At 46.9% G+C, this 19,890-nt stretch carries 17 protein-coding genes; 5 read left to right on the forward strand and 12 right to left on the reverse strand.

The window, feature by feature from the left end:
* Window positions 1-122: 122 nt before the first annotated feature.
* The 9 genes from ACN0QW_RS03535 to ACN0QW_RS03575 form a co-directional block, all read right to left on the reverse strand.
* On the reverse strand, window positions 123-1,307 hold the full coding sequence (locus ACN0QW_RS03535; RefSeq protein ID WP_417428824.1) for an acetyl-CoA C-acyltransferase: 1,185 nt from the start codon (window positions 1,305-1,307) through the stop codon (window positions 123-125).
* Between the two features lie 61 nt (window positions 1,308-1,368).
* Complete coding sequence (locus tag ACN0QW_RS03540; RefSeq protein ID WP_417428826.1) at window positions 1,369-2,121, reverse strand: SDR family NAD(P)-dependent oxidoreductase; 753 nt, start codon at window positions 2,119-2,121, stop codon at window positions 1,369-1,371.
* Window positions 2,122-2,177: 56 nt separating this feature from the next.
* Window positions 2,178-3,083 carry a hydroxymethylglutaryl-CoA lyase gene (locus tag ACN0QW_RS03545; protein ID WP_417428828.1) on the reverse strand — a complete coding sequence of 302 codons (906 nt, stop codon included), beginning with the start codon at window positions 3,081-3,083 and terminating at the stop codon, window positions 2,178-2,180.
* A gap of 1 nt (window position 3,084) precedes the next feature.
* Window positions 3,085-5,067, reverse strand: a complete 1,983-nt coding sequence (locus tag ACN0QW_RS03550; RefSeq protein WP_417428830.1) for an acetyl/propionyl/methylcrotonyl-CoA carboxylase subunit alpha — start codon at window positions 5,065-5,067, stop codon at window positions 3,085-3,087.
* A gap of 26 nt (window positions 5,068-5,093) precedes the next feature.
* A complete protein-coding gene (locus tag ACN0QW_RS03555; protein ID WP_299374648.1) occupies window positions 5,094-5,879 on the reverse strand; it encodes an enoyl-CoA hydratase/isomerase family protein in 786 nt (261 codons plus the stop codon).
* 4 nt (window positions 5,880-5,883) lie between these two features.
* A complete protein-coding gene (locus tag ACN0QW_RS03560) occupies window positions 5,884-7,491 on the reverse strand; it encodes a carboxyl transferase domain-containing protein (protein WP_299374651.1) in 1,608 nt (535 codons plus the stop codon).
* Complete coding sequence (locus ACN0QW_RS03565; protein ID WP_417428833.1) at window positions 7,491-8,666, reverse strand: isovaleryl-CoA dehydrogenase; 1,176 nt, start codon at window positions 8,664-8,666, stop codon at window positions 7,491-7,493. Before ACN0QW_RS03565 ends, ACN0QW_RS03560 begins: the two co-directional genes overlap by 1 nt.
* A 24-nt stretch (window positions 8,667-8,690) precedes the next feature.
* Window positions 8,691-9,191 carry a PaaI family thioesterase gene (locus ACN0QW_RS03570; protein ID WP_417428835.1) on the reverse strand — a complete coding sequence of 167 codons (501 nt, stop codon included), beginning with the start codon at window positions 9,189-9,191 and terminating at the stop codon, window positions 8,691-8,693.
* Window positions 9,192-9,229: 38 nt separating this feature from the next.
* Window positions 9,230-9,613: a MerR family transcriptional regulator gene (locus ACN0QW_RS03575; protein WP_085904625.1), complete on the reverse strand. Its 384-nt coding sequence runs from the start codon at window positions 9,611-9,613 to the stop codon at window positions 9,230-9,232.
* A gap of 194 nt (window positions 9,614-9,807) precedes the next feature.
* Between ACN0QW_RS03575 and ACN0QW_RS03580 the strand changes: the two genes are divergently transcribed.
* Both ACN0QW_RS03580 and ACN0QW_RS03585 read left to right on the forward strand, forming a co-directional pair.
* Window positions 9,808-10,407, forward strand: coding sequence for a GNAT family N-acetyltransferase (locus ACN0QW_RS03580; RefSeq protein WP_299374663.1), 600 nt, complete (start codon window positions 9,808-9,810; stop codon window positions 10,405-10,407).
* 141 nt (window positions 10,408-10,548) lie between these two features.
* Complete coding sequence (locus ACN0QW_RS03585; RefSeq protein WP_417428838.1) at window positions 10,549-12,777, forward strand: esterase-like activity of phytase family protein; 2,229 nt, start codon at window positions 10,549-10,551, stop codon at window positions 12,775-12,777.
* Window positions 12,778-12,848: 71 nt separating this feature from the next.
* On the opposite strand, the gene ACN0QW_RS03590 is transcribed toward ACN0QW_RS03585, so the two are convergent.
* The 3 genes from ACN0QW_RS03590 to ACN0QW_RS03600 all read right to left on the reverse strand — a co-directional run bounded on the left by ACN0QW_RS03590 (window position 12,849) and on the right by ACN0QW_RS03600 (window position 15,844).
* The gene (locus ACN0QW_RS03590; protein WP_417428840.1) at window positions 12,849-14,315 is read right to left on the reverse strand and encodes a methyl-accepting chemotaxis protein; all 1,467 of its coding nucleotides are present in this window, start codon (window positions 14,313-14,315) and stop codon (window positions 12,849-12,851) included.
* Window positions 14,316-14,349: 34 nt separating this feature from the next.
* Complete coding sequence (locus ACN0QW_RS03595; protein WP_417428842.1) at window positions 14,350-14,679, reverse strand: hypothetical protein; 330 nt, start codon at window positions 14,677-14,679, stop codon at window positions 14,350-14,352.
* 259 nt (window positions 14,680-14,938) lie between these two features.
* Complete coding sequence (locus tag ACN0QW_RS03600; protein ID WP_085900417.1) at window positions 14,939-15,844, reverse strand: LysR family transcriptional regulator; 906 nt, start codon at window positions 15,842-15,844, stop codon at window positions 14,939-14,941.
* 222 nt (window positions 15,845-16,066) lie between these two features.
* Here ACN0QW_RS03600 and ACN0QW_RS03605 point away from each other — a divergent pair, with 222 nt between their 5' ends.
* The 3 genes from ACN0QW_RS03605 to ACN0QW_RS03615 all read left to right on the forward strand — a co-directional run bounded on the left by ACN0QW_RS03605 (window position 16,067) and on the right by ACN0QW_RS03615 (window position 19,876).
* The gene (locus ACN0QW_RS03605) at window positions 16,067-17,566 is read left to right on the forward strand and encodes a CoA-acylating methylmalonate-semialdehyde dehydrogenase (RefSeq protein WP_417428844.1); all 1,500 of its coding nucleotides are present in this window, start codon (window positions 16,067-16,069) and stop codon (window positions 17,564-17,566) included.
* An 88-nt stretch (window positions 17,567-17,654) separates the two neighbouring features.
* Complete coding sequence (locus ACN0QW_RS03610) at window positions 17,655-18,806, forward strand: isobutyryl-CoA dehydrogenase (protein ID WP_299374682.1); 1,152 nt, start codon at window positions 17,655-17,657, stop codon at window positions 18,804-18,806.
* Entirely contained in the window at window positions 18,803-19,876 is a 1,074-nt protein-coding gene (locus ACN0QW_RS03615; protein ID WP_417428846.1) for an enoyl-CoA hydratase/isomerase family protein, read from the forward strand. Before ACN0QW_RS03610 ends, ACN0QW_RS03615 begins: the two co-directional genes overlap by 4 nt.
* Window positions 19,877-19,890 lie beyond the last annotated feature (14 nt).

A 19,890-nucleotide genomic window follows, 5' to 3' on the forward strand; every position in this document is an offset into this window, starting at 1 on the left:
TATATAAGACTTAATTATTCGTAAAGTGTTTAAGCATAATGATAAAAGATAATTAACCCGGTGCCACACAATCAAAACACCGGGTTTCTTGAGCTTCTTTATGAGGATCGACTTGTACGAGTTTAAATAAGTTCGACCGCCAAAGCAGTGGCTTCACCGCCACCAATGCACAGACTTGCGATCCCTTTTGAACCGCCTGTGCGTTTTAGGGCATGTAGCAATGTGACAATCAATCTGGTGCCCGACGCACCAATCGGGTGCCCCAAAGCACAGGCCCCACCGTTGATGTTGACCTTTTCTGGATCGAGATTTAAATCTTTAATCGCAGCGAGTGTTACAATGGCAAAAGCTTCGTTAATTTCATAGAGGTCTACGTCATTCGTAGACCAGCCTGCTTTGGCTTGAACCTTTTCAATGGCGCCGACTGGTGCTGTGGTAAACCAGCAAGGTTCCTGAGAATGGGTGGCATGAGCTTTGATCGATGCCAGAGGTTTTAAACCTCTTTTATCGGCCTCAGATTTACGCATTAGTATCAAGGCTGCTGCACCATCGGAAATAGAAGATGAAGATGCGGCTGTAACTGTTCCATCGGGGCGGAAAGCAGGGCGAAGATTTGGAATTTTATTTGTATCAACCTTAAATGGTTGCTCATCGCTTTCAACGATGGTTTCGTTTTTACGATTTTTGACTGTTAGTGGTTCAATCTCGTCTTTGAGGTATCCTGCCTCTGTTGCCTGTTTGGCACGGTTGAGGCTTTCGATGGCAAAATCATCTTGCTCTTGGCGGGTGGCTTTGTATTTGTCTGCGGTTGCTTCGGCAAAGGTGCCCATCAGCCCGCCTTTGTCAAAATAAGCATCTTCCAAGCCATCCATGAACATGTGGTCAACAACTGTACCATGCCCCATTCTCATGCCGTCACGCGCTTTGGGGAGGATGTAGGGTGCATTTGTCATGCTTTCCATCCCACCTGCTACGACAATGTCAACACTTCCAGATGCAATTGCATCGTGTGCAAGCATCACGGTCTTCATACCAGAGCCACAGACTTTGTTGATCGTTGTACAGCCAGCGGACAGAGGAAGGCCGCCTTTGATTGCGGCCTGTCTTGCCGGGGCTTGGCCCAGACCTGCAGGAAGAACACACCCCATCATCACTTCCTGAATATCTTCAGCGGAAATACCGGATCTGGACACAGCGGCTTTAATTGCCTCTGCACCCAGATCCGTGGTTGAGAGTGGGGATAAGGCGCCCTGAAAAGACCCCATCGGGGTGCGAGCTGCAGAAACGATAACGATTGGATTAGACATGATTTTGTTCCCAGTACTGTGATCTGGGTATTACCCAGTTAAAGTTGTTGGTGTTCTTGATTTAGGAAAGGCGGACAGCACCATCAAGGCGAATTGTAGAGCCATTGAGGAAAGCATTTTCACAAATGTGTGCAACTAGACCTGCAAATTCTTCTGGCTGTCCCAGTCTTTTTGGGTGAAGGCTTTTTTCGATCAAAGCATCTTTTACCTTGTCGGGCATACCGGCAATCATTGGGGTTTCCATGATGCCGGGTGCGATTGCCATGACGCGTATTGAGTTTCGGGCCAGCTCTCTGGAAAGCGGTAGGGTCAAAGAAGCAACCCCACCTTTGGATGCAGCATAAGCTGCCTGACCAATCTGGCCTTCCCAAGCAGCAATAGAAGCCGTGTTTATAATAACACCTCGCTCGCCATCAATCTCATCGTATTGCACCATGCGTTCAGCGGCGAGACGCATAACGTTAAATGCACCAACGAGATTGATGTCGATTGTCTTTTTGAAGAGATCCAGATCATGAGCGCCGTCTCTACCAACAAGTTTTGCCCCAGGAGCAATACCAGCACAGTTTACAACAATGCGTAAGGGACCAAGCGTATCTTCAATAATCTTGACCGCTGCTTTAACAGCATCCGGATCAGTGACATCGGCTGTGACAGCTGTGGCATCAATATCCTCAGCGACACGGTTAACCCCTTCGTCGTTGAGATCCATGAGGCCACAATGCACACCTTTTGAAGCTAAATGCCTTGCAACGGCTTCGCCTAATCCGGAACCTGCGCCAGTGATCAGCGCTGTAAGACCAGATAATTTCATAACTTTTTTCCTCTTGTCAAAGGTCAGATTTGATTACGTAATACAAAGAGATGGAATTATTCGTTTCGCATTACCAAAGAGATTTTAGAATTTGGATTGCGGTCTAATTTGTCGGCGATGAACCAAGCCGTTTCTACCAACTTATCTATGTTGATTCCGGTTTCTACGGACATGCCATTAAACATATAAGCCACATCTTCGGTCGCAACATTGCCGGACGCACCACGGGCATAAGGACACCCACCAAGACCTGCGATAGAGGCGTCAAAAACAGAAATACCGCACTGCCAAGCGGCAAAAATATTCGCCAAAGCCTGACCATAGGTGTCATGAAAATGTCCGGCAAGTTTTGCCACGGGAACTGACTTTGAAACTGTTTGGATCATTTGTTGAGTTGCAAGGGGTGTTCCGGTGCCAATGGTATCGCCAAGGCTGATTTCGTAGCAGCCCATCTCAAAAAGAGCTTTGGCAACGTCAGCTACTTTTTGTGGCGCAATCTGACCTTCGTAGGGACACCCCAGTACGCAAGATACATAACCGCGTACTTTGATGTTCTTTTCTTGAGCCGCTTGAACAACGGGTTGAAACCTCTCAAGGCTTTCCTGAATAGAGCAGTTGATGTTTTTCTGAGAGAAGCTTTCTGAAGCAGCACCAAAAATAGCGACCTCTTTTACACCAGCTTCAACTGCCCGCTCAAACCCTTTGAGGTTTGGCGTTAATACAGGGTAGCTAATATCAGGCTTGCGCGTAATTCTAGAGAGGACTTCATTTGCATCAGCCATTTGAGGCACCCATTTGGGCGAAACAAAAGCAGATGCCTCAATTGCTAATAGGCCAGTATCTGACAAACGATTGATAAGCTCAATTTTTGCTTCGGCTGGGATAAGCGTTTTTTCATTCTGCAGTCCATCACGCGGGCCGACTTCGACGAGCTTTACTTTCAGAGGAAGAGTAGGCTGCATTTTATGCCTCACCATCTAGTTCAACCAGCACATCACCTTCGTTGACCTGATCATTTACCTGCCCCAGAAAAGCTTTCACTGTGCCTTTGGTTGGGGCAACAATGGTGTGTTCCATTTTCATGGCTTCGAGAACCATCAAGGGATCACCAGCATTTACTTTGTCGTCAATGGACGCAAATATTTTGATGATTTTTCCTGGCATTGGGGCACGAAGGCCACCAGTATCTTCTTCCAAGTTTTCGGCAGCAATCAATGGATCAAACAGGTGGACCTGATAGTGCTGATTTTCTAAGAAAATATGGCGTTCCAATTCGTGACAGATAACGGAAGCTTTGGTTATTTTACCATCTACCGTGACGGTCACTCTATCATTGTTCACCTGACCGGAAACCATGTATTCCTTTTTGTTGATCAAGAGGCTGTAACCGTCTGCGTGATATGTCGCAACGACGTTATGCTCCAAATCATTTTCGATGAAGAGCAGTCGTTTTTGTGCTCTGCCCCCTAAACGCCATCCGTCTTGGGAACCCCAAGGTGAATGAGGATCTGATTGAGGAATGTTTGGTGTATGTCCTTGTAATTCCACAAGAGATGCGAGGATTAAGGCGAGGTCCGAAGCCGTTGGTTTCTCGGGGAACAGGCTTTCCTGTTCTCTTTCTATCAAACCGGTATCCAGTTGGGCTGCTTTAAAAGGAGGCACATTGGCAAGTCGATTAAGGAAAGCGACGTTGGTTTCAAGCCCGACGATATGCGTGTCGTTAAGGGCCGAACTTAGTCTGTCCAGTGCTTTTTCTCGTGTTTCATCCCATGTAATTAGTTTGGCGATCATCGGATCGTAATGTGGGGAGACAATACCGCCTTGTTCGACACCTGCATCAATGCGAATGTTTTCAGAGGCAGTGGGAAATGTCAGGCGAACCAGCTTTCCTGTAGCGGGGAGAAAACCATTGTCAGGATCTTCTGCATAAATCCGGGCTTCAAAAGCATGACCGGATAGCGAGATTTCATTTTGCTTTGCTGGAAGAGGTTCCCCGGCTGCGATACGAAATTGCCATTCGACAAGATCGAGCCCTGTAATCAGTTCGGTAACGGGGTGTTCTACCTGCAGGCGCGTATTCATTTCCATGAAATAGAATTCGCCATTGGGAGCGAGGAGAAACTCAACTGTACCCGCACCGCGATACCCAACGGCTTCTGCAGCTGCGATCGCAGCTTTGTGCATGGCATCGCGGGTTTCATCACTTAATCCGGGGGCGGGGGCCTCTTCGATAACTTTTTGATGGCGGCGTTGCGAAGAACAATCACGTTCGAACAGATGGATTGTGTTGCCATGATTATCAGCAAAAACCTGTATTTCTACGTGGCGCGGATTTTCGATGAATTTTTCAATTAAAACACGGTCATCGCCAAACGCTGCTTTTGATTCTCGCTGACAAGATGCAAGTGCTTCTTCAAACTGTTCAGCTTTGTGCACGATCCGCATGCCTTTACCTCCACCACCAGCAGAGGCCTTGATCATTACAGGGTAGCCAATTTTCTTTGCATGCTCGACAAGCTGATCCGTGACTTGGTTTTCTTCCTCATACCCCGGCGATAAAGGAACACCGGCTTCTCGCATCAGGCGTTTGGAAGCTGATTTATCCCCCATGTCGATAATTGACGATGCTGGCGGGCCGATGAAGACAATATCATTCTGAGCACAATTGTTGGCAAAGCTGGCATTCTCGGAAAGAAATCCATAGCCGGGGTGAATGGCCTGAGCTTCTGTTGTCTTTGCTACATCGAGTATTCTATCTGCGAGGAGATAGCTTTCCGCAGGAGGCGGAGGTCCTATATGGACGGCTTCGTCGGCTTCTTGTACAAAGGGCGCATTCCGGTCGGCGTCAGAATAGACGGCAACGGTTTTTACGCCCATTAAATGGGCAGTCCTGATTATGCGTCTGGCGATTTCACCACGGTTTGCAATAAGGATTTTATTAAACATTCAATTCTTCCTGATCCAAGTCCGATTTAGGCGACCCAATAAGCTTTGCGTTTTTCGAAGAAAGCGCTGAGACCTTCGCGTCCCTCGGGCTTTAACCGTTGTTGAGCGATGAGTTCAGCTGTTTCATTCATTAAGGTATCGTCGAGTTGTCGATGACTAACCGTTTTAATAAGCTTCTTTGCCACATGAAGGGCGTCAGGTGCCGCAAGACCCAAAGATGACAATAGGTCTTCTATGGTTTGGTCCAGTTTCTCATCAAGACAGCTTTCATGAACAAAGCCGATATCGGCTGCTTTATCCGATTTAAAAATTTCTGCGGTCAGGAAGTACCGTCGGGCTTGTCTTTCTCCCATAGCAGCCACCACATAAGGTGCAATAGTCGCAGGAACCAGCCCGAGCTTTACTTCAGACAAGCAAAATTTGGCGTATTCCCCTGCAATTGCAATGTCTGCCACTGCTGTAAGACCTACGCCGCCTCCAAAGGCGGCCCCCTGTACACGTGCGATAACAGGTTTAGGGCATTCTGCTATAGTATTGAGCATGTGGGCGAGCTTGAGCGCGTCGACCCGATTTTCTTCTTCTGTAAAATTTGCTGCGCGTTTCATCCAGCCGAGATCTGCACCCGCACTGAAGCTCTTACCTCTGCCACCCAGCACAATTGCCCTTATGTCAGGATTTTTACCCAATTCATTAAAGGCCTGGGTTAATTCTGCGATCATTACTTCATCAAGCGCATTGTGGACTTCCGGGCGGTTCATCCAAACCCATGCATTAGATGATTTGATTTCTATTTCAAGTGTTTGATAGGTCATATCATTACATCCTGAAGACACCGAATTTGGTGTCTTCTATTGGTGCATTAAGGGAAGCTGACAAGCCAAGGGCTAGAACCCGACGCGTTCGAGCGGGATCAAATACGCCATCGTCCCAAAGACGTGCAGACGCGTAATAAGGCGAACTCTGTTCTTCGAACATGTCGAGCATTGGTTGTTTAAATTCTTTTTCTTCCTCTGCTGACCAACTACCACCTTTTGCTTCGATATTATCACGGCGAAGTGTGGACATGACTGATGCTGCCTGTTCGCCGCCCATAACCGAAATGCGTGAATTCGGCCACATCCATAAGAAGCGGGGTTGATAAGCTCTGCCGCACATACCGTAGTTGCCAGCCCCAAAGCTTCCCCCGATCAGAACGGTGAATTTGGGCACATTCGCTGTCGCAACAGCGGTAACCATCTTGGCTCCATCTTTTGCGATACCGCCTGTCTCGTACTTACGGCCAATCATAAAGCCGGAAATGTTCTGTAGGAAAACAAGGGGAATGCCTCGTTGCGCACAAAGCTCTATGAAGTGTGCTGCTTTTTGGGCGCTTTCAGAAAAAAGAATACCATTGTTTGCGACGATACCTACAGGATAGCCCCATATGCGTGAAAATCCGCAAACGATACTGGTGCCGTAACGGGCTTTGAATTCGTCAAAACGAGATCCGTCAACAATGCGGGCAATGACTTCGCGCACATCATAGGGTGTTTTTAGGTCACTGGGGACAACACCATAAATTTCCTTGGGATCATAGAGCGGCTCTTCAGGCTTGGAAAGATTGAGCTGATTGGGTTTTTGCCAATTTAAATTGTCAACAACATGCCGGGCGATGGTCAGGGCATGTGCATCATTTTCAGCCATATGGTCCGCGACACCGGACAGACGAGTATGAACATCTGCGCCACCAAGATCCTCGGCCGAGACAATTTCGCCTGTTGCTGCTTTTACGAGGGGAGGACCGCCCAAGAAAATTGTCCCCTGTTCCTTGACGATAATTGTTTCGTCAGACATAGCCGGGACATAAGCGCCACCAGCAGTACAGGATCCCATAACAACGGCGATTTGGGGGATGCCCATAGAAGACATTTGGGCCTGATTATAGAATATCCGGCCAAAGTGATCTCGATCAGGGAAAACTTCGTCTTGGTTGGGAAGGTTTGCGCCACCTGAATCTACAAGGTAAATACAGGGAAGTCTGTTTTCCTGTGCAATTTCCTGAGCCCGCAGATGCTTTTTAACGGTCATGGGGTAGTAGGTACCACCTTTGACCGTTGCATCGTTTGCCAAAATCATACATTCGACACCGGATACTAAACCAATGCCCGCAATAACCCCTGCGGCGGCAATGTTGGCATCGTACATGTTATGGGCAGCTATCGGTGAGATCTCTAAAAAAGGCGAGCCGGGATCCAGCAAAGCCTCAACGCGTTCTCTTGGAAGCATTTTTCCACGAGAGAGGTGCTTTTCGCGTGCTTTTTCCGGGCCGCCTTTTGCTGTTTCAGCCAAGATGTTGTTCAGATTATCTACCAGCCCCTGCATATGAGCCGCATTGGCCTTGAATTCTTCTGATCTAGGCGAAATTTTAGAACGTATGACAGACATTAGGCTGTCTCCCCAAAGAGTTCCCGACCGATAAGGTATCTACGGATTTCGCTGGTACCTGCGCCAATTTCATAGAGCTTGGCATCGCGCCATAAACGGCCAGTCGGAAATTCGTTGATATAGCCATTGCCGCCCAGAACCTGAATTGATTCGCCGGCCATCCATGTGGCTTTTTCTGCGGAATAGAGTATAGCACCGGCCGCATCTTTTCGTGTTGTCTCACCACGATCACAGGCTTGCCCAACGGCATATACATAGGATCGACAGGCGTTCCAGGTTGCGTAGATATCAGCCATTTTACCTTGCATCAGCTGGAACTCACCGATGGCTTTGCCAAATTGTTTACGCTCGTGGATGTAGGGGACAATGATATCAAGGCAAGAGGACATAATACCCAAGGGGCCGCCAGATAAAACCGCACGTTCATAGTCCAGACCGGACATGAGTACGCGTACGCCACCGTTTAAGTCGCCAAGAATATTTTCTTCCGGAACGTCACAGTCTTGAAAGACAAGTTCACCGGTGTTTGACCCACGCATGCCAAGTTTGTCCAGCTTTTGGGCAACAGAAAAACCGGGGAAATCCTTTTCGATAATAAAAGCGGTGATACCTTTTGGCCCTGCTTCGGGATCAGTTTTGGCATAAACAACCAACGTATCGGCATCAGGACCGTTGGTAATCCACATTTTGTTCCCGTTCAGAACATAGTGATCACCCTTTTTTTCCGCCTTAAGGCGCATGGAAACAACGTCAGAACCAGCACCGGGCTCCGACATGGCCAAGGCACCAACGTGTTCGCCGGTGATTAGTTTGGGCAAGTACTTGGACTTTTGCGCGTCTGTTCCGTTACGTTTAATCTGATTAACGCAGAGGTTTGAATGGGCGCCATAGGATAGAGCAACAGATGCTGAAGCACGACTGAGCTCTTCCATTGTGACAATATGGGCGAGGTATCCCATACCGCTGCCGCCATAGCTTTCATCGGCAGTGATTCCCAATAGTCCCATGTCACCCATTTTACGCCACAGGTCCATGGGAAATTCGTTGGTTTCATCAATCTCGGCAGCACGGGGGGCGATTTCTGCATCAGCAAAGGCTTTGACGCTATCTCGCAACATGTCGATTTCTTCACCGAGGTTGAAGTTTAGACTAGGGAAGTTATGGCCTGTACTCATGATTTTTATCTCCAGTGAGGAAACTTAGTTTGCTGTTTTAGATTTTTGAATTTTTGCAATTGTCGCGGCGACGTCGGGCTTGTTTTCCATACGCATAAAGGTGCCTTGAGCTGCGGCAACATGGACTTCTGAATCATCGTTTTGCTGGGCGTAAACATCCATGCGGGCGATTGTAACACGTCTGCCTGCTCTGAGGACGGTGCCTTTACCAATTAATTTTTTCCCTGCGCCGGGTGCCATCATGTTGATTTTGTATTCTACTGTCAGAATTGAATCATTTTCTTCTATCAATGTGTAGGTGGCATAACCCCCCACGTAATCAGCAAGGGCACCGATAACCCCACCTTGAAAGAAGCCATGATGTTGGGACAGTTCGGGACGAAATGGCAGCTCCATTTCGACGTAACCAGGTTCAATGACGGTTAACTCTGCACCAAGTGTTTTGCCGAAACCTGTATTGTTGTAGCTATCGCGAATGAGATCAGCGTAGTCCGGGTTTCGAGGTTCAAAGCGTGTTTTGGTCATCGGTTCTTCCCTGTGTTCTTTTATTTTAGCTCGGGTTTTTATTTTAATTCATTGAGCCGTTGTTGAACGGAGCTATTCACCTGATTAAGTTCTTCCAAAGTTTCCAGAATGTCTTTTTGTTTTTGTTCCAGCTCTGCCTGTCGTTCAGCGATGCGCCCCTGTAGTTTCTCGAGTTGTCCGCGCTCCCCTGGGGCATGATCATACATTTCGATGATCTCTCTGACTTCTGCCAAGCTAAACCCCAGGCGCTTCCCTCTTAGAATGAGCTTTAATCGTGTTCTGTCCCTTGGTGTATATAGACGCTTCCGAGCTTGCCGTTCGGGGTTGAGAAGTTTCTCATCCTCATAAAACCTGAGAGTACGCGTGGTAATCCCAAATTCTGCGGTGAGTTCCGTAATAGTATAGTAGCGTCTTTTTGTCATTTTGATAGTATTTATGCATTTTACGTAAACGTCAATTAAATTGTTATATATTAATTATAACAAGTAGTTGTGTTTTTTCTTGATGAGGATTTTGTTGTTTGAGTTAGGTGTAGGTTCTTGATTTTTTTAATAAAAATCCTATTTTGTAATTTCTTGATTGGCACCCCCTTTATTTTGTTCTTAGAGAGTAATAAATGACTTTGTCGCAAAGCATTCCGAGTATTTCGGTTGTTGATATCAATAACCTTGAGATTGAAACCGAGAGATTAATTCTGAGGCGTTTTAAAAGCGATGATCTTGATTCTCTATACAAACTTCGAAATCAGGGGGATGTTGTTCGTTATCTATACGAAGAAGAACAGACCCTGGACGAAACAAGGAGAACCCTTGATAAGCGGCTAGAGATGAATAGTCTTAACAAAGACAATGACACGTTAATCTTGGCTGTAGAAGAAAAGAGAACAGGTGATTTTGTCGGCGATCTTATTCTCATTTTAACCAGTGCTACTTTTTCTCAAGGCGAGATTGGTTTTGTATTCAATCCAAAATTCCATGGAAAAGGTTACGGGTTTGAGGCATCAAAAGAGATCTTGCGTTATGGTTTTGAGGATCTTGGATTACATCGCATAGTTGGGCGTTGCGATGGGCGAAACAAAGCTTCGGCCGCTTTAATGAAAAAACTTGGGTTAAAGCAAGAAGCCCATCTTATAGAGAATGAGTGGATTAAGGGCTGCTGGACGGATGAACTGGTTTTCGCCATGCGTCATTCTCAATGGGATGACCTGACGGTGTGACCAAGCGTCATAAGCTTTTAATAACTACCAAAATCTCCTAAAACGGTAACTTCCAAAAACTGACATGAATTTGTCATGCCTTTGAAATCAGAACGCGGCATAGCAGGGGAGAATAAATACAATCCATCGGGAGTCCACGTAATGAAAAATCTTGGTAAGTTCGCAAGTCTGGCCGTTGTGGCTATGTGTCTTGCAACATCGGCGTTTGCCGTTGAACCTTTTAGCCGCCTGTCTTCTTTTCCAATTTATGAAAATCTGCCCAAAGGCAAAGATGAAGCGACAGAAACGGTTGCTGAGATTGTTGCACCGGCGATGAAGGGAACGATGCTTGTTTACACGGACTCCGAATTGGAGGCGATTGGTAAAGTTGATATATTTGATCCTGCCAACCCTAAACCCGCTGGCGTAGTAAATGTTGGTGGTGAGCCGACATCTGTGACTGTCAAAGGTAACTACGCTTATGTCGGGGTTAATACCTCTAAGAGTTATGTAAAGCCTTCCGGCTATATGGCGATTGTTGATCTCAAAGCCAATAAGGTCGTCGCAAAATGTGATGTGTCCGGACAGCCTGACAGTGTTGCACTTAGCCCGAACGGAAAATACCTTGCGGTTGCCATTGAGAACGAGCGGGATGAAGACTTGAACGATGGTGTCATTCCGCAAAATCCGGCGGGCCATCTTGCGACATTCCGTTTGAATGATACGGGGCTGCTTTCAAATTGTGATAATGCTGCTGTCACTGACTTAAAAGGTCTGACGGACATTGCGCCAACTGATCCTGAGCCTGAGTTCGTTTCTATCAACGGGCTTAATCAGGCTGTTGTGACACTTCAGGAAAACAACCATATCGTTATTGTTGATCTGGAAAATAACAAAGTCATAAATCATTACTCTGCTGGTACATCGTCAATCACCGGCGTTGATAACACAAAAGATAAATCCATTTCCCTAACGGAAAGTCTTTCTGATCTTAAGCGCGAGCCAGATGCTGTTTCTTGGATTGATGATGATCGTTTTGTAACGGCAAACGAAGGTGATTACGAAGGCGGATCACGTGGTTTTACCGTGTTTTCCAAATCAGGTTCGGTGTTGTTCGACAGTGGTTCTCAGACAGAACGTTTGGCTGTATCTATGGGGCACTATCCGGAAAAGCGGTCTCACAAAAAGGGAACAGAGCCCGAAGGTGTAACTGTTGGAACTTACGGTGAAGATCGCCTTGTTTTTGTCGGGCTGGAACGTGCCAATCTTATTGGTGTTTATCAGGATGTGAAAACGGCTGGTGGATTGAACAATCGTTTTGATTTTGTTCAGGCATTGCCATCTGGCGGTGTTGGCCCCGAGGGAATTGTTACTATCCCATCGCGTGGACTTGTTGTTATCGCAAATGAAAAAGATGCTGTTAAAGACGGCTATCGCTCAAACCTGACGATTTATAAACAGGGTAATGAGGGCGTAAGTTTGCCGCAGATTGTGTCTGTCGATGGGCCGAATGGTACACCGATCGGTTGGGGTGCCCTATCAGGCCTGACCGCTAATGCGACCGATCCATCAATCCTCTATGCTGTGAATGACAGCTTCTATTCCACAGCTGATATTTTCACAATTGATGTGGCGTCTCGTCCGGCCCGTATTGTTTCGTCTCGTCGTATTACCAAAGCCGGGAAGCCTGTCGAGAACCTTGATCTTGAGGGTATCGTTGCTGCACCGGATGGTAGTTTTTGGGTTGTTTCCGAAGGAAAGCCGGAAAAGCGTGAGAGCAAGCTTTTACATGTATTGCCAACGGGTCAGGTTACCCGTGAAGTTGCCTTGCCAACTGAGCTTGAAAGCCAGATGAAAAAGCATGGACTTGAAGGGGTTACGCTTTATAACGATACACTTTATGTTGCGGTTCAAAGAGCCTGGAAAGATGATAAAAAGGGTTATGCGAAAATCATCTCTCACGATTTCAAAGCAGGAACCTGGGGTGTAAATGCCTATCGTTTGGATGAACCTGAAAGCCCTGCTGGCGGTTGGGTTGGTTTGAGCGAAATCACAAGCTTGGGCAATGGTGATCTTGCGATTGTTGAGCGTGATAATAAAGGTGGTCCGGATGCGGCGATCAAACGGGTTTATCGTGTATCTGTAAAGCACACTGCCGCTGCCGAGCTTGGGGCAAAGGAAGTTCCGGTTATACGTAAAGCGCTGATCAGAGATGTTCTTGTTGATCTGAACCGTGCAAATGGCTGGACGCCTGACAAGCTTGAAGGTCTGACGGTTGCTGCCGACGGAACCCTATATGCAGTCACAGATAATGACGGCGTCGATGATTCAACTGGTGAAACTTTGTTCTTGAACTTGGGGCCAATTGATAAGGTGCTTGCCAGTCAGTAATACTGAAGGTGATTAACACAAAGGCCCTAACTGTTTGCGGTTAGGGCCTTTTTTGTGAGCTTTCCGTTTAACTATGATGTTGACGTTCGTAACTGTCCCACAAAATTCATAACTTGTTGTTCCAGTTGTCCAGCTTCTTCAGCGAGGCTTGAAGCTGAATTTTGTACTTGCTGAGCAGCAGAACCTGTTGCGCTTGCTGTTTCTCTGACCTGTATAATATTAGATGTTACCTGTTCTGTTCCGTTTGCAGCTTGCTGGACAGACATTGTTATCTCAGATGTTGCAGCGCCTTGCTCTTCAACAGCTGATGCAATTGCCGTCGCAACCTCATGAATTGATTTAATCGTTCCAGATATACTCTGTATGGCTGACACGGCGTCTTTCGTTTCAGTTTGGATAGAGTTGATCTGTGAAGAAATATCTTCTGTTGCTTTGGCTGTTTGATTTGCCAGAGATTTCACTTCGGATGCCACAACAGCAAAGCCTTTTCCAGCTTCGCCAGCTCTCGCTGCTTCGATTGTAGCGTTAAGTGCTAGCAGGTTTGTCTGTTCTGCGATGTCGTTAATAAGTTTGACGACTTCACCAATTTTATCCGCGGCGAGGGCCAGACCTTCAATCTTGTCATTTGTAAGTGATGCTTCTTCTACCGCATTGTTTGCTATGTCGGCTGATCGCTGAACTTGCGATGATATCTCATTAATGGATGCTGATAACTCTTCTGTCGCCGCTGCGACCGATTGAACATTTGTTGATGCTTCTTCTGCAGCGCTTGCAACAACGGATGTTTGACTGGATGATTGTGTTGCGGCGCTGGACATATCCTGGGCAACCGTTCTCATGCCGTTTGCTGATCCGGATAGAGAAGAAATAATGCGCCCAATAGATGCTTCAAAGTCATTTGCCATCTGTACTCGAGCTTCGTTATTTTTCTCTTTTGCTGTTTGTTCTATCAATAATTGTTCTTCGCGCGCTTTTTCAATTTCTTTTTGAGCAAAGGTCGCTTCAGATAAAGCAGCAGCCGCTTGGCTGAACGCAGCTTCTAATTTAATAGCCAACCATAAAAGAACAACGGTTTCCGCGATAACAATTACGGCATGCAATACTACCCGGAAAAAATCAGCCCCTGAAGGGAAGATAGCTACTGGTAGTAAGAAATTTAATATTAAATGGTGAACCGCGACAGTCGCTGCGGCGATGATTATTGCTCTCCAGTTGCAAAGTGCAGTTACCATAGCCAGGCTTGCAAAAAAATACATATGGATGTCAATTTGCCAAGGATGTCCCTTGAAAAGATAGGTTATGATGGCTGGCATCAAACTTAACCCGACAGCGATGATATAGTGCGTTGCTGCGGCGTTAATACCGGCAAATTTCCACGTAAGCCCAACCGCAAGAGATACCGCAATCGCCATAATCGTAACGTCTAAAAACGGGACATCGAGAATGATGGCTATTATTGGTGTCAAAACGATGTGCGCAAAAATGAATAGAATAAACATCTTTGCAGCACGGGTTCTAATCGTTTGTAAGTCGTTCATGGCTTTAGACTCTTATGGTTATTTATACGTGAACTTATGTTTCTTTGAAGAAGCAGCTGCCTGTCGCGATGGCATCAAGTAATAGAAACGCTGAAGGAAGCTGTATATCCGTTGTTAGGATCTCTTTGCCAAAATCGACAATAAGTAAGTTGTCCCAATAACCGATTCTGACTAATCTGGCGTCCATGGTGTCGAGTGCTTCTATGTTTTCTTGAAAAGTTTGCTCTGGTGAAAACAGTACCGCAACTTGTTGAACGCTTTCTGCTGGGCGAAAATACATATACCCCAGATAGACACTGCTGAATAAAATCAGCAATAACGCCGGGGTTAGATTTTTGAGAGAAAATTTATTCTCTGCTTCCATCAAGTGTTCCCATGGATATGGTTGTTTTTAAATAACAACCATACTGTCCCTTTAAAACGATCCCATTCGTAGGGTGCGCTTTTTGTTTGTGATACAGATATTTAAAGGGCGACAGGTTAATATCTTGCTAATTGTAATTGATTTTTGGGGCGGGTAAATCGCTACAAGCATTGATTTGCAACTATTTAGCGAAAAGGCGCCGTAAGTTACATCTGGATACCGGGGATTGGTATCTGGTGGCTATTTGTAATTTTTAAGCCTAGGTTTCTGGTAAAAATACTTTTCTCTCTCTAGTTACTTTTTCAACGATGAAGTCGACGGCTGCTCTTATTCGGGCAAAGCCTTGCAAGTCAGCATGGTAGATAAGCCAGAAGGTCCGCATGAAGTTGACTTCTTCACGCAGTACCGGGACGAGGTTTTCCTGATTATCTGCCATGAAGCAAGGCAAGATGCAGATCCCGGCTCCTGTTGACGTGGCATGCATCTGTGCGATCAGGTTTGTGCTGCGAAGCTGCGGGCGTAGCTCTTTCCCGATTTGGGGGACATAGTTCAATTCAGGGGAGAAGATCAAGTCTTCAATATAACCTACTAGACGATGCTCTTTTAATTGATCTTTGTGAGTGATTGGTCCCCGACGTTCCAAATACTCCGGTGATGCATAAAGGCCCAGGCGATAATCGGTGAGTTTACGGGATCGCAAACGTCCTTCTGTCGGGCGGCTTAGGCCAATGGCGATGTCTGCTTCGCGTTTTGAAAGGCTAAACATGCGTGGCATTGCGACGAGATCAATTTCCAATCCCGGGTGTGATCGACAAAGATCACAAATTCTCGGAGCCAGAAAATAACTGCCAAAACCATCGGGTGCCCCAATCCTGACGGCCCCGGTTAGATCTAGATCAGCCCCGGCAATTTCATTTTGAACACCCATTGCCATGGTTTCCATGGACTCCGCCGCACCAAGTAATCGTTGCCCGATTTCTGTGAGCGCATAGCCTTGGGGTCCGCGTTCGAACAAGGTTGCGTTCAACGCGGTTTCGAGGGCCTGAATACGTCGGCTGACTGTGGTATGATCCACTTTCAGGCGTTTTGCCGCAATTGTCAGTTTTCCTGTTCGCGCGACGGCGAGGAATGGGCGGAGGTCATTCCAGTCAAAAGTAGGGTTCATAATGTATTTTCGCACACTGGTTTGTCACTATTACCTATAGCTGTGCAAAAAAAACAATGCAAGTCTATGTGACAAGATCAAGAAGCTGGCATCTTTTATTCAGATAATCCGATTTGGGTTTTTGAATTTACAGGCAGATGCTCTTTTAAACAATTTGCCGCGTTCTGTTCCTGTGTTTTTAGCATATGTTCAGGCGCGATCACTATTTGAAGGAGATGCGGTATGACCGCTGAACTCTATCACCTGATTGGTGGCGAAAAAGTAACAGGTACTTCCGGACGTTTTAGCGATGTTTTCTGGCCAATGACCGGAGAGATTGCCGCGAAGGTGCCTCTAGCTTCTGAAGACGAATTAAGAGCTGCTGTGGAAAATGCCAAAGCAGCACAACCAGCTTGGGCGGCAACTAACCCGCAAAAGCGTGCGCGTGTGATGCTCAAGTTCTTACATCTTTGCCAGGAAAACTACGACGAACTTGCCGAAATGCTGTCCCGTGAGCATGGTAAAACCATTCCGGATGCAAAAGGCGATATTCAGCGTGGCCTAGAAGTTGTTGAATTTGCGTGTGGTATCCCGCATTTACAAAAAGGTGAGTTTACCGAAGGTGCTGGTCCGGGCATTGATATGTTCTCTATGCGTCAACCTTTGGGCGTTGTCGCAGGCATTACGCCTTTTAACTTCCCGGCTATGATCCCGATGTGGAAATTTGCACCTGCAATCGTTTCTGGAAATGCGTTTATTCTTAAGCCTTCCGAACGTGATCCTTCATTGCCACTCCGTCTAGGGGAATTGATGCTGGAAGCTGGTCTTCCGGCTGGTATTTTGAATGTCGTGAATGGTGATAAAGTATCGGTGGATGCTATTCTGGATGATCCAGATATTAAAGCCGTTGGTTTTGTTGGTTCGACACCGATTGCTGAGTATGTTTATACAAGGGCAACCGCGCAGGGTAAACGAGCTCAGTGTTTTGGCGGGGCGAAGAACCACATGATTATTATGCCTGATGCTGATTTGGATCAGGTCGCGGATGCGTTGATCGGCGCTGGTTATGGATCTGCCGGGGAACGCTGTATGGCTATTTCTGTGGCTGTCCCTGTGGGTGAAGAAACAGCTGACCGCCTCATCGAAAAGCTAACACCACGTGTTGAAGCGTTGAGAATTGGCCTGTCGACTGATCCCGATGCTGATTTTGGCCCTATGGTTACAGCCGAAGCAGTTGAACGTACCAAGGGCTATGTTGGTATTGGCCTTGAAGAAGGCGCAAAGCTGGTCGTTGATGGTCGTGACTTTGTCATGCAGGGCTATGAAGAAGGTTTTTACATGGGCGGGTGCCTGTTTGATAACGTGACCCCTGATATGCGTATTTACAAAGAAGAGATTTTTGGCCCGGTTCTCTCTGTTGTACGTGCCAAGGACTATGAAGAAGCACTTCGTCTGCCAAGTGAGCATGAGTATGGTAATGGCGTTGCGATTTATACCCGTGACGGGGATACAGCGCGCGACTTCATGACCAAGGTGAACGTTGGCATGGTTGGCGTGAACGTGCCAATTCCTGTGCCGCTTGCCTATTACACATTTGGTGGCTGGAAGCGTTCTGGTTTTGGTGATTTGAACCAGCACGGGCCAGATGCAATTCGTTTCTACACCAAGACCAAGACGGTAACTCAACGTTGGCCTTCTGGTGTGAAAGAAGGTGCCGAGTTCTCAATTCCAACAATGGATTGAGTCTAAAAATACGGGATGTTTCCTGATTGCTGTCATAGTCGTCACTGAGGCATCCCGTTCTCTTTGTTTCTGAATAAAAGATAAGCTGATGAGCCAATTTGAACTGAATGAAGAACAGTGTGCTATTCAAGAAATGGCACAGGATTTCGCCCGTGACAAAATTGCACCTTTCGCGTTGGAATGGGATGAAAAAGAACATTTTCCTGTTGATGTAATGCGTGAAGCGGCTGCTCTTGGTATGGGGGGGATCTATGTTCGGGATGATGTCGGTGGCTCTGGCTTGGGACGTTTGGATGCTGCGTTGATTTTTGAAGCGCTTTCTGCTGGATGTCCGGCTGTATCTGCCTTTATTTCTATCCACAATATGGCATCGTGGATGATTGACCGCTTTGGCACAGAAGAACAGCGCCAAAAGTGGTTGCCGCAAATGATGACCATGGATCTTATCGCCAGCTATTGTCTGACGGAACCATCAGCAGGATCTGACGCTGCAGCTTTGAAAACCAAAGCGGTTCGTGATGGTGATGACTTTGTCCTTAATGGTGCGAAACAGTTTATTTCTGGCGCGGGAACATCTGATCTTTATCTGGTTATGGCTCGTACGGGCGGTGATGGGGCAAGTGGTGTTTCTTGCTTTCTGATACCAAAAGATGCAGAGGGTGTTTCTTTTGGGGCCAACGAAAAGAAAATGGGATGGAAAGCGCAACCGACAAGAACCGTCGTCATGGAAGACGTGCGCATTCCTGCTGCCAATATGATTGGTGAAGAAGGGCAGGGCTTTAAAATTGCCATGATGGGACTTGATGGTGGTCGTTTAAATATTGGTGCCTGCTCTCTTGGTGGTGCACAATCTGCCTTGGATAAAGCCATTGGCTATATGGGCGAACGTAAAGCCTTCGGGAAGTCACTTGCTCAGTTTCAAGGACTACAGTTCAAAGTTGCCGACATGGAAACTGAACTGACCGCGGCCCGCACGCTTTTATATACAGCGGCAACCAAGTTGGATGCGAAAACACACGACGCCACGCGCTGGTGCGCAATGGCGAAACGTTTTGCAACAGATACCGGATTTACTGTAGCAAACGAGGCCCTTCAAATTCATGGTGGTTATGGATATCTGGCGGATTACGGTATCGAAAAAATTGTTCGAGACCTAAGAGTTCATCAAATTCTGGAAGGGACCAACGAGATTATGCGACTGATTATATCTCGTGATCTGTTGAAAGGAGACAGAGCATGACAGATGAGTTGATCGTTCGGCAAGAAGGTAGTGCAGGACGCATTACGCTTAATCGCCCCAAGGCTTTGAATGCTCTTTCTTTGGATATGGTTCACGGAATGTTGGCTGCTTTGGAAAGCTGGCAAACAGATGAAACAGTTCGGGTTGTTATTGTTGATGGCGCTGGTGAGCGTGGCTTGTGTGCAGGGGGGGATATTCGCGCCCTTTATAAATCGGGGCAGGAACAGGATGGTGTTGCTCAAAAATTCTGGGCAGATGAATACAAACTCAACGCGCTTATTGCCAATTATCCCAAGCCCTACGTTGCCATTATGGATGGTATTGTCATGGGCGGTGGTGTTGGTGTATCTGCCCATGGTAGCAATCGGATTGTGACCGATCGGTCCATGATTGCGATGCCTGAAACCGCCATCGGCCTTTTCCCGGACGTCGGTGGTACGTGGCTTTTGGCGAATGCGCCGGGTGAAGTTGGCACATTCCTGGGATTAACCGGGCATCGTATCGGGGCGCAAGATGCTATTTATGCCGGATTGGCAGATGTTGAAATCCAAAGCGACAAGTTGCCGAACTTGATTGAAGTACTGTCTCAGGCCGATTACGGTACTGATGCGCGGGCAGATGTTGATAGTTTGCTCAGAAGTTTTACCGTGAGTTCCGGTCAATCTCAGCTTGCTGAAATCAGAGGGCAAATTGATCAGATATTCTCTTCTAACTCTGTCGAAGAAATTGTTTCTGCAGCCGAAAGAACAGATAGCGATTTAGGGCAAAAAATTGTTAAAGATCTTGCTGGGCGCGCACCACATTCGATGAAGGTAACGCTGGCTGCTATTCGTAAGGCCAGCACGCTGGGCGGGATTGAAGAAGATCTGGATATGGAATACCGCCTTGCGTGTCGCATGTTTGAACAGAAAGATTTTTTCGAAGGTGTACGTGCGGTTGTTATCGATAAAACCGGAAATCCTAATTGGTCCCCCGCGACATTGGAAGCTGTGCCTGAAGCAATGGTGAGCGATTGTTTTGCAAGTTTGGGATCAAATGAACTTGGTCTGTCATCAGGGATAATCCGGTAAATCGGAAGAGGAAA

This window comes from Kiloniella sp. (assembly GCF_048259265.1).
In the GTDB taxonomy this organism is placed as follows: Bacteria; Pseudomonadota; Alphaproteobacteria; order Kiloniellales; family Kiloniellaceae; genus Kiloniella.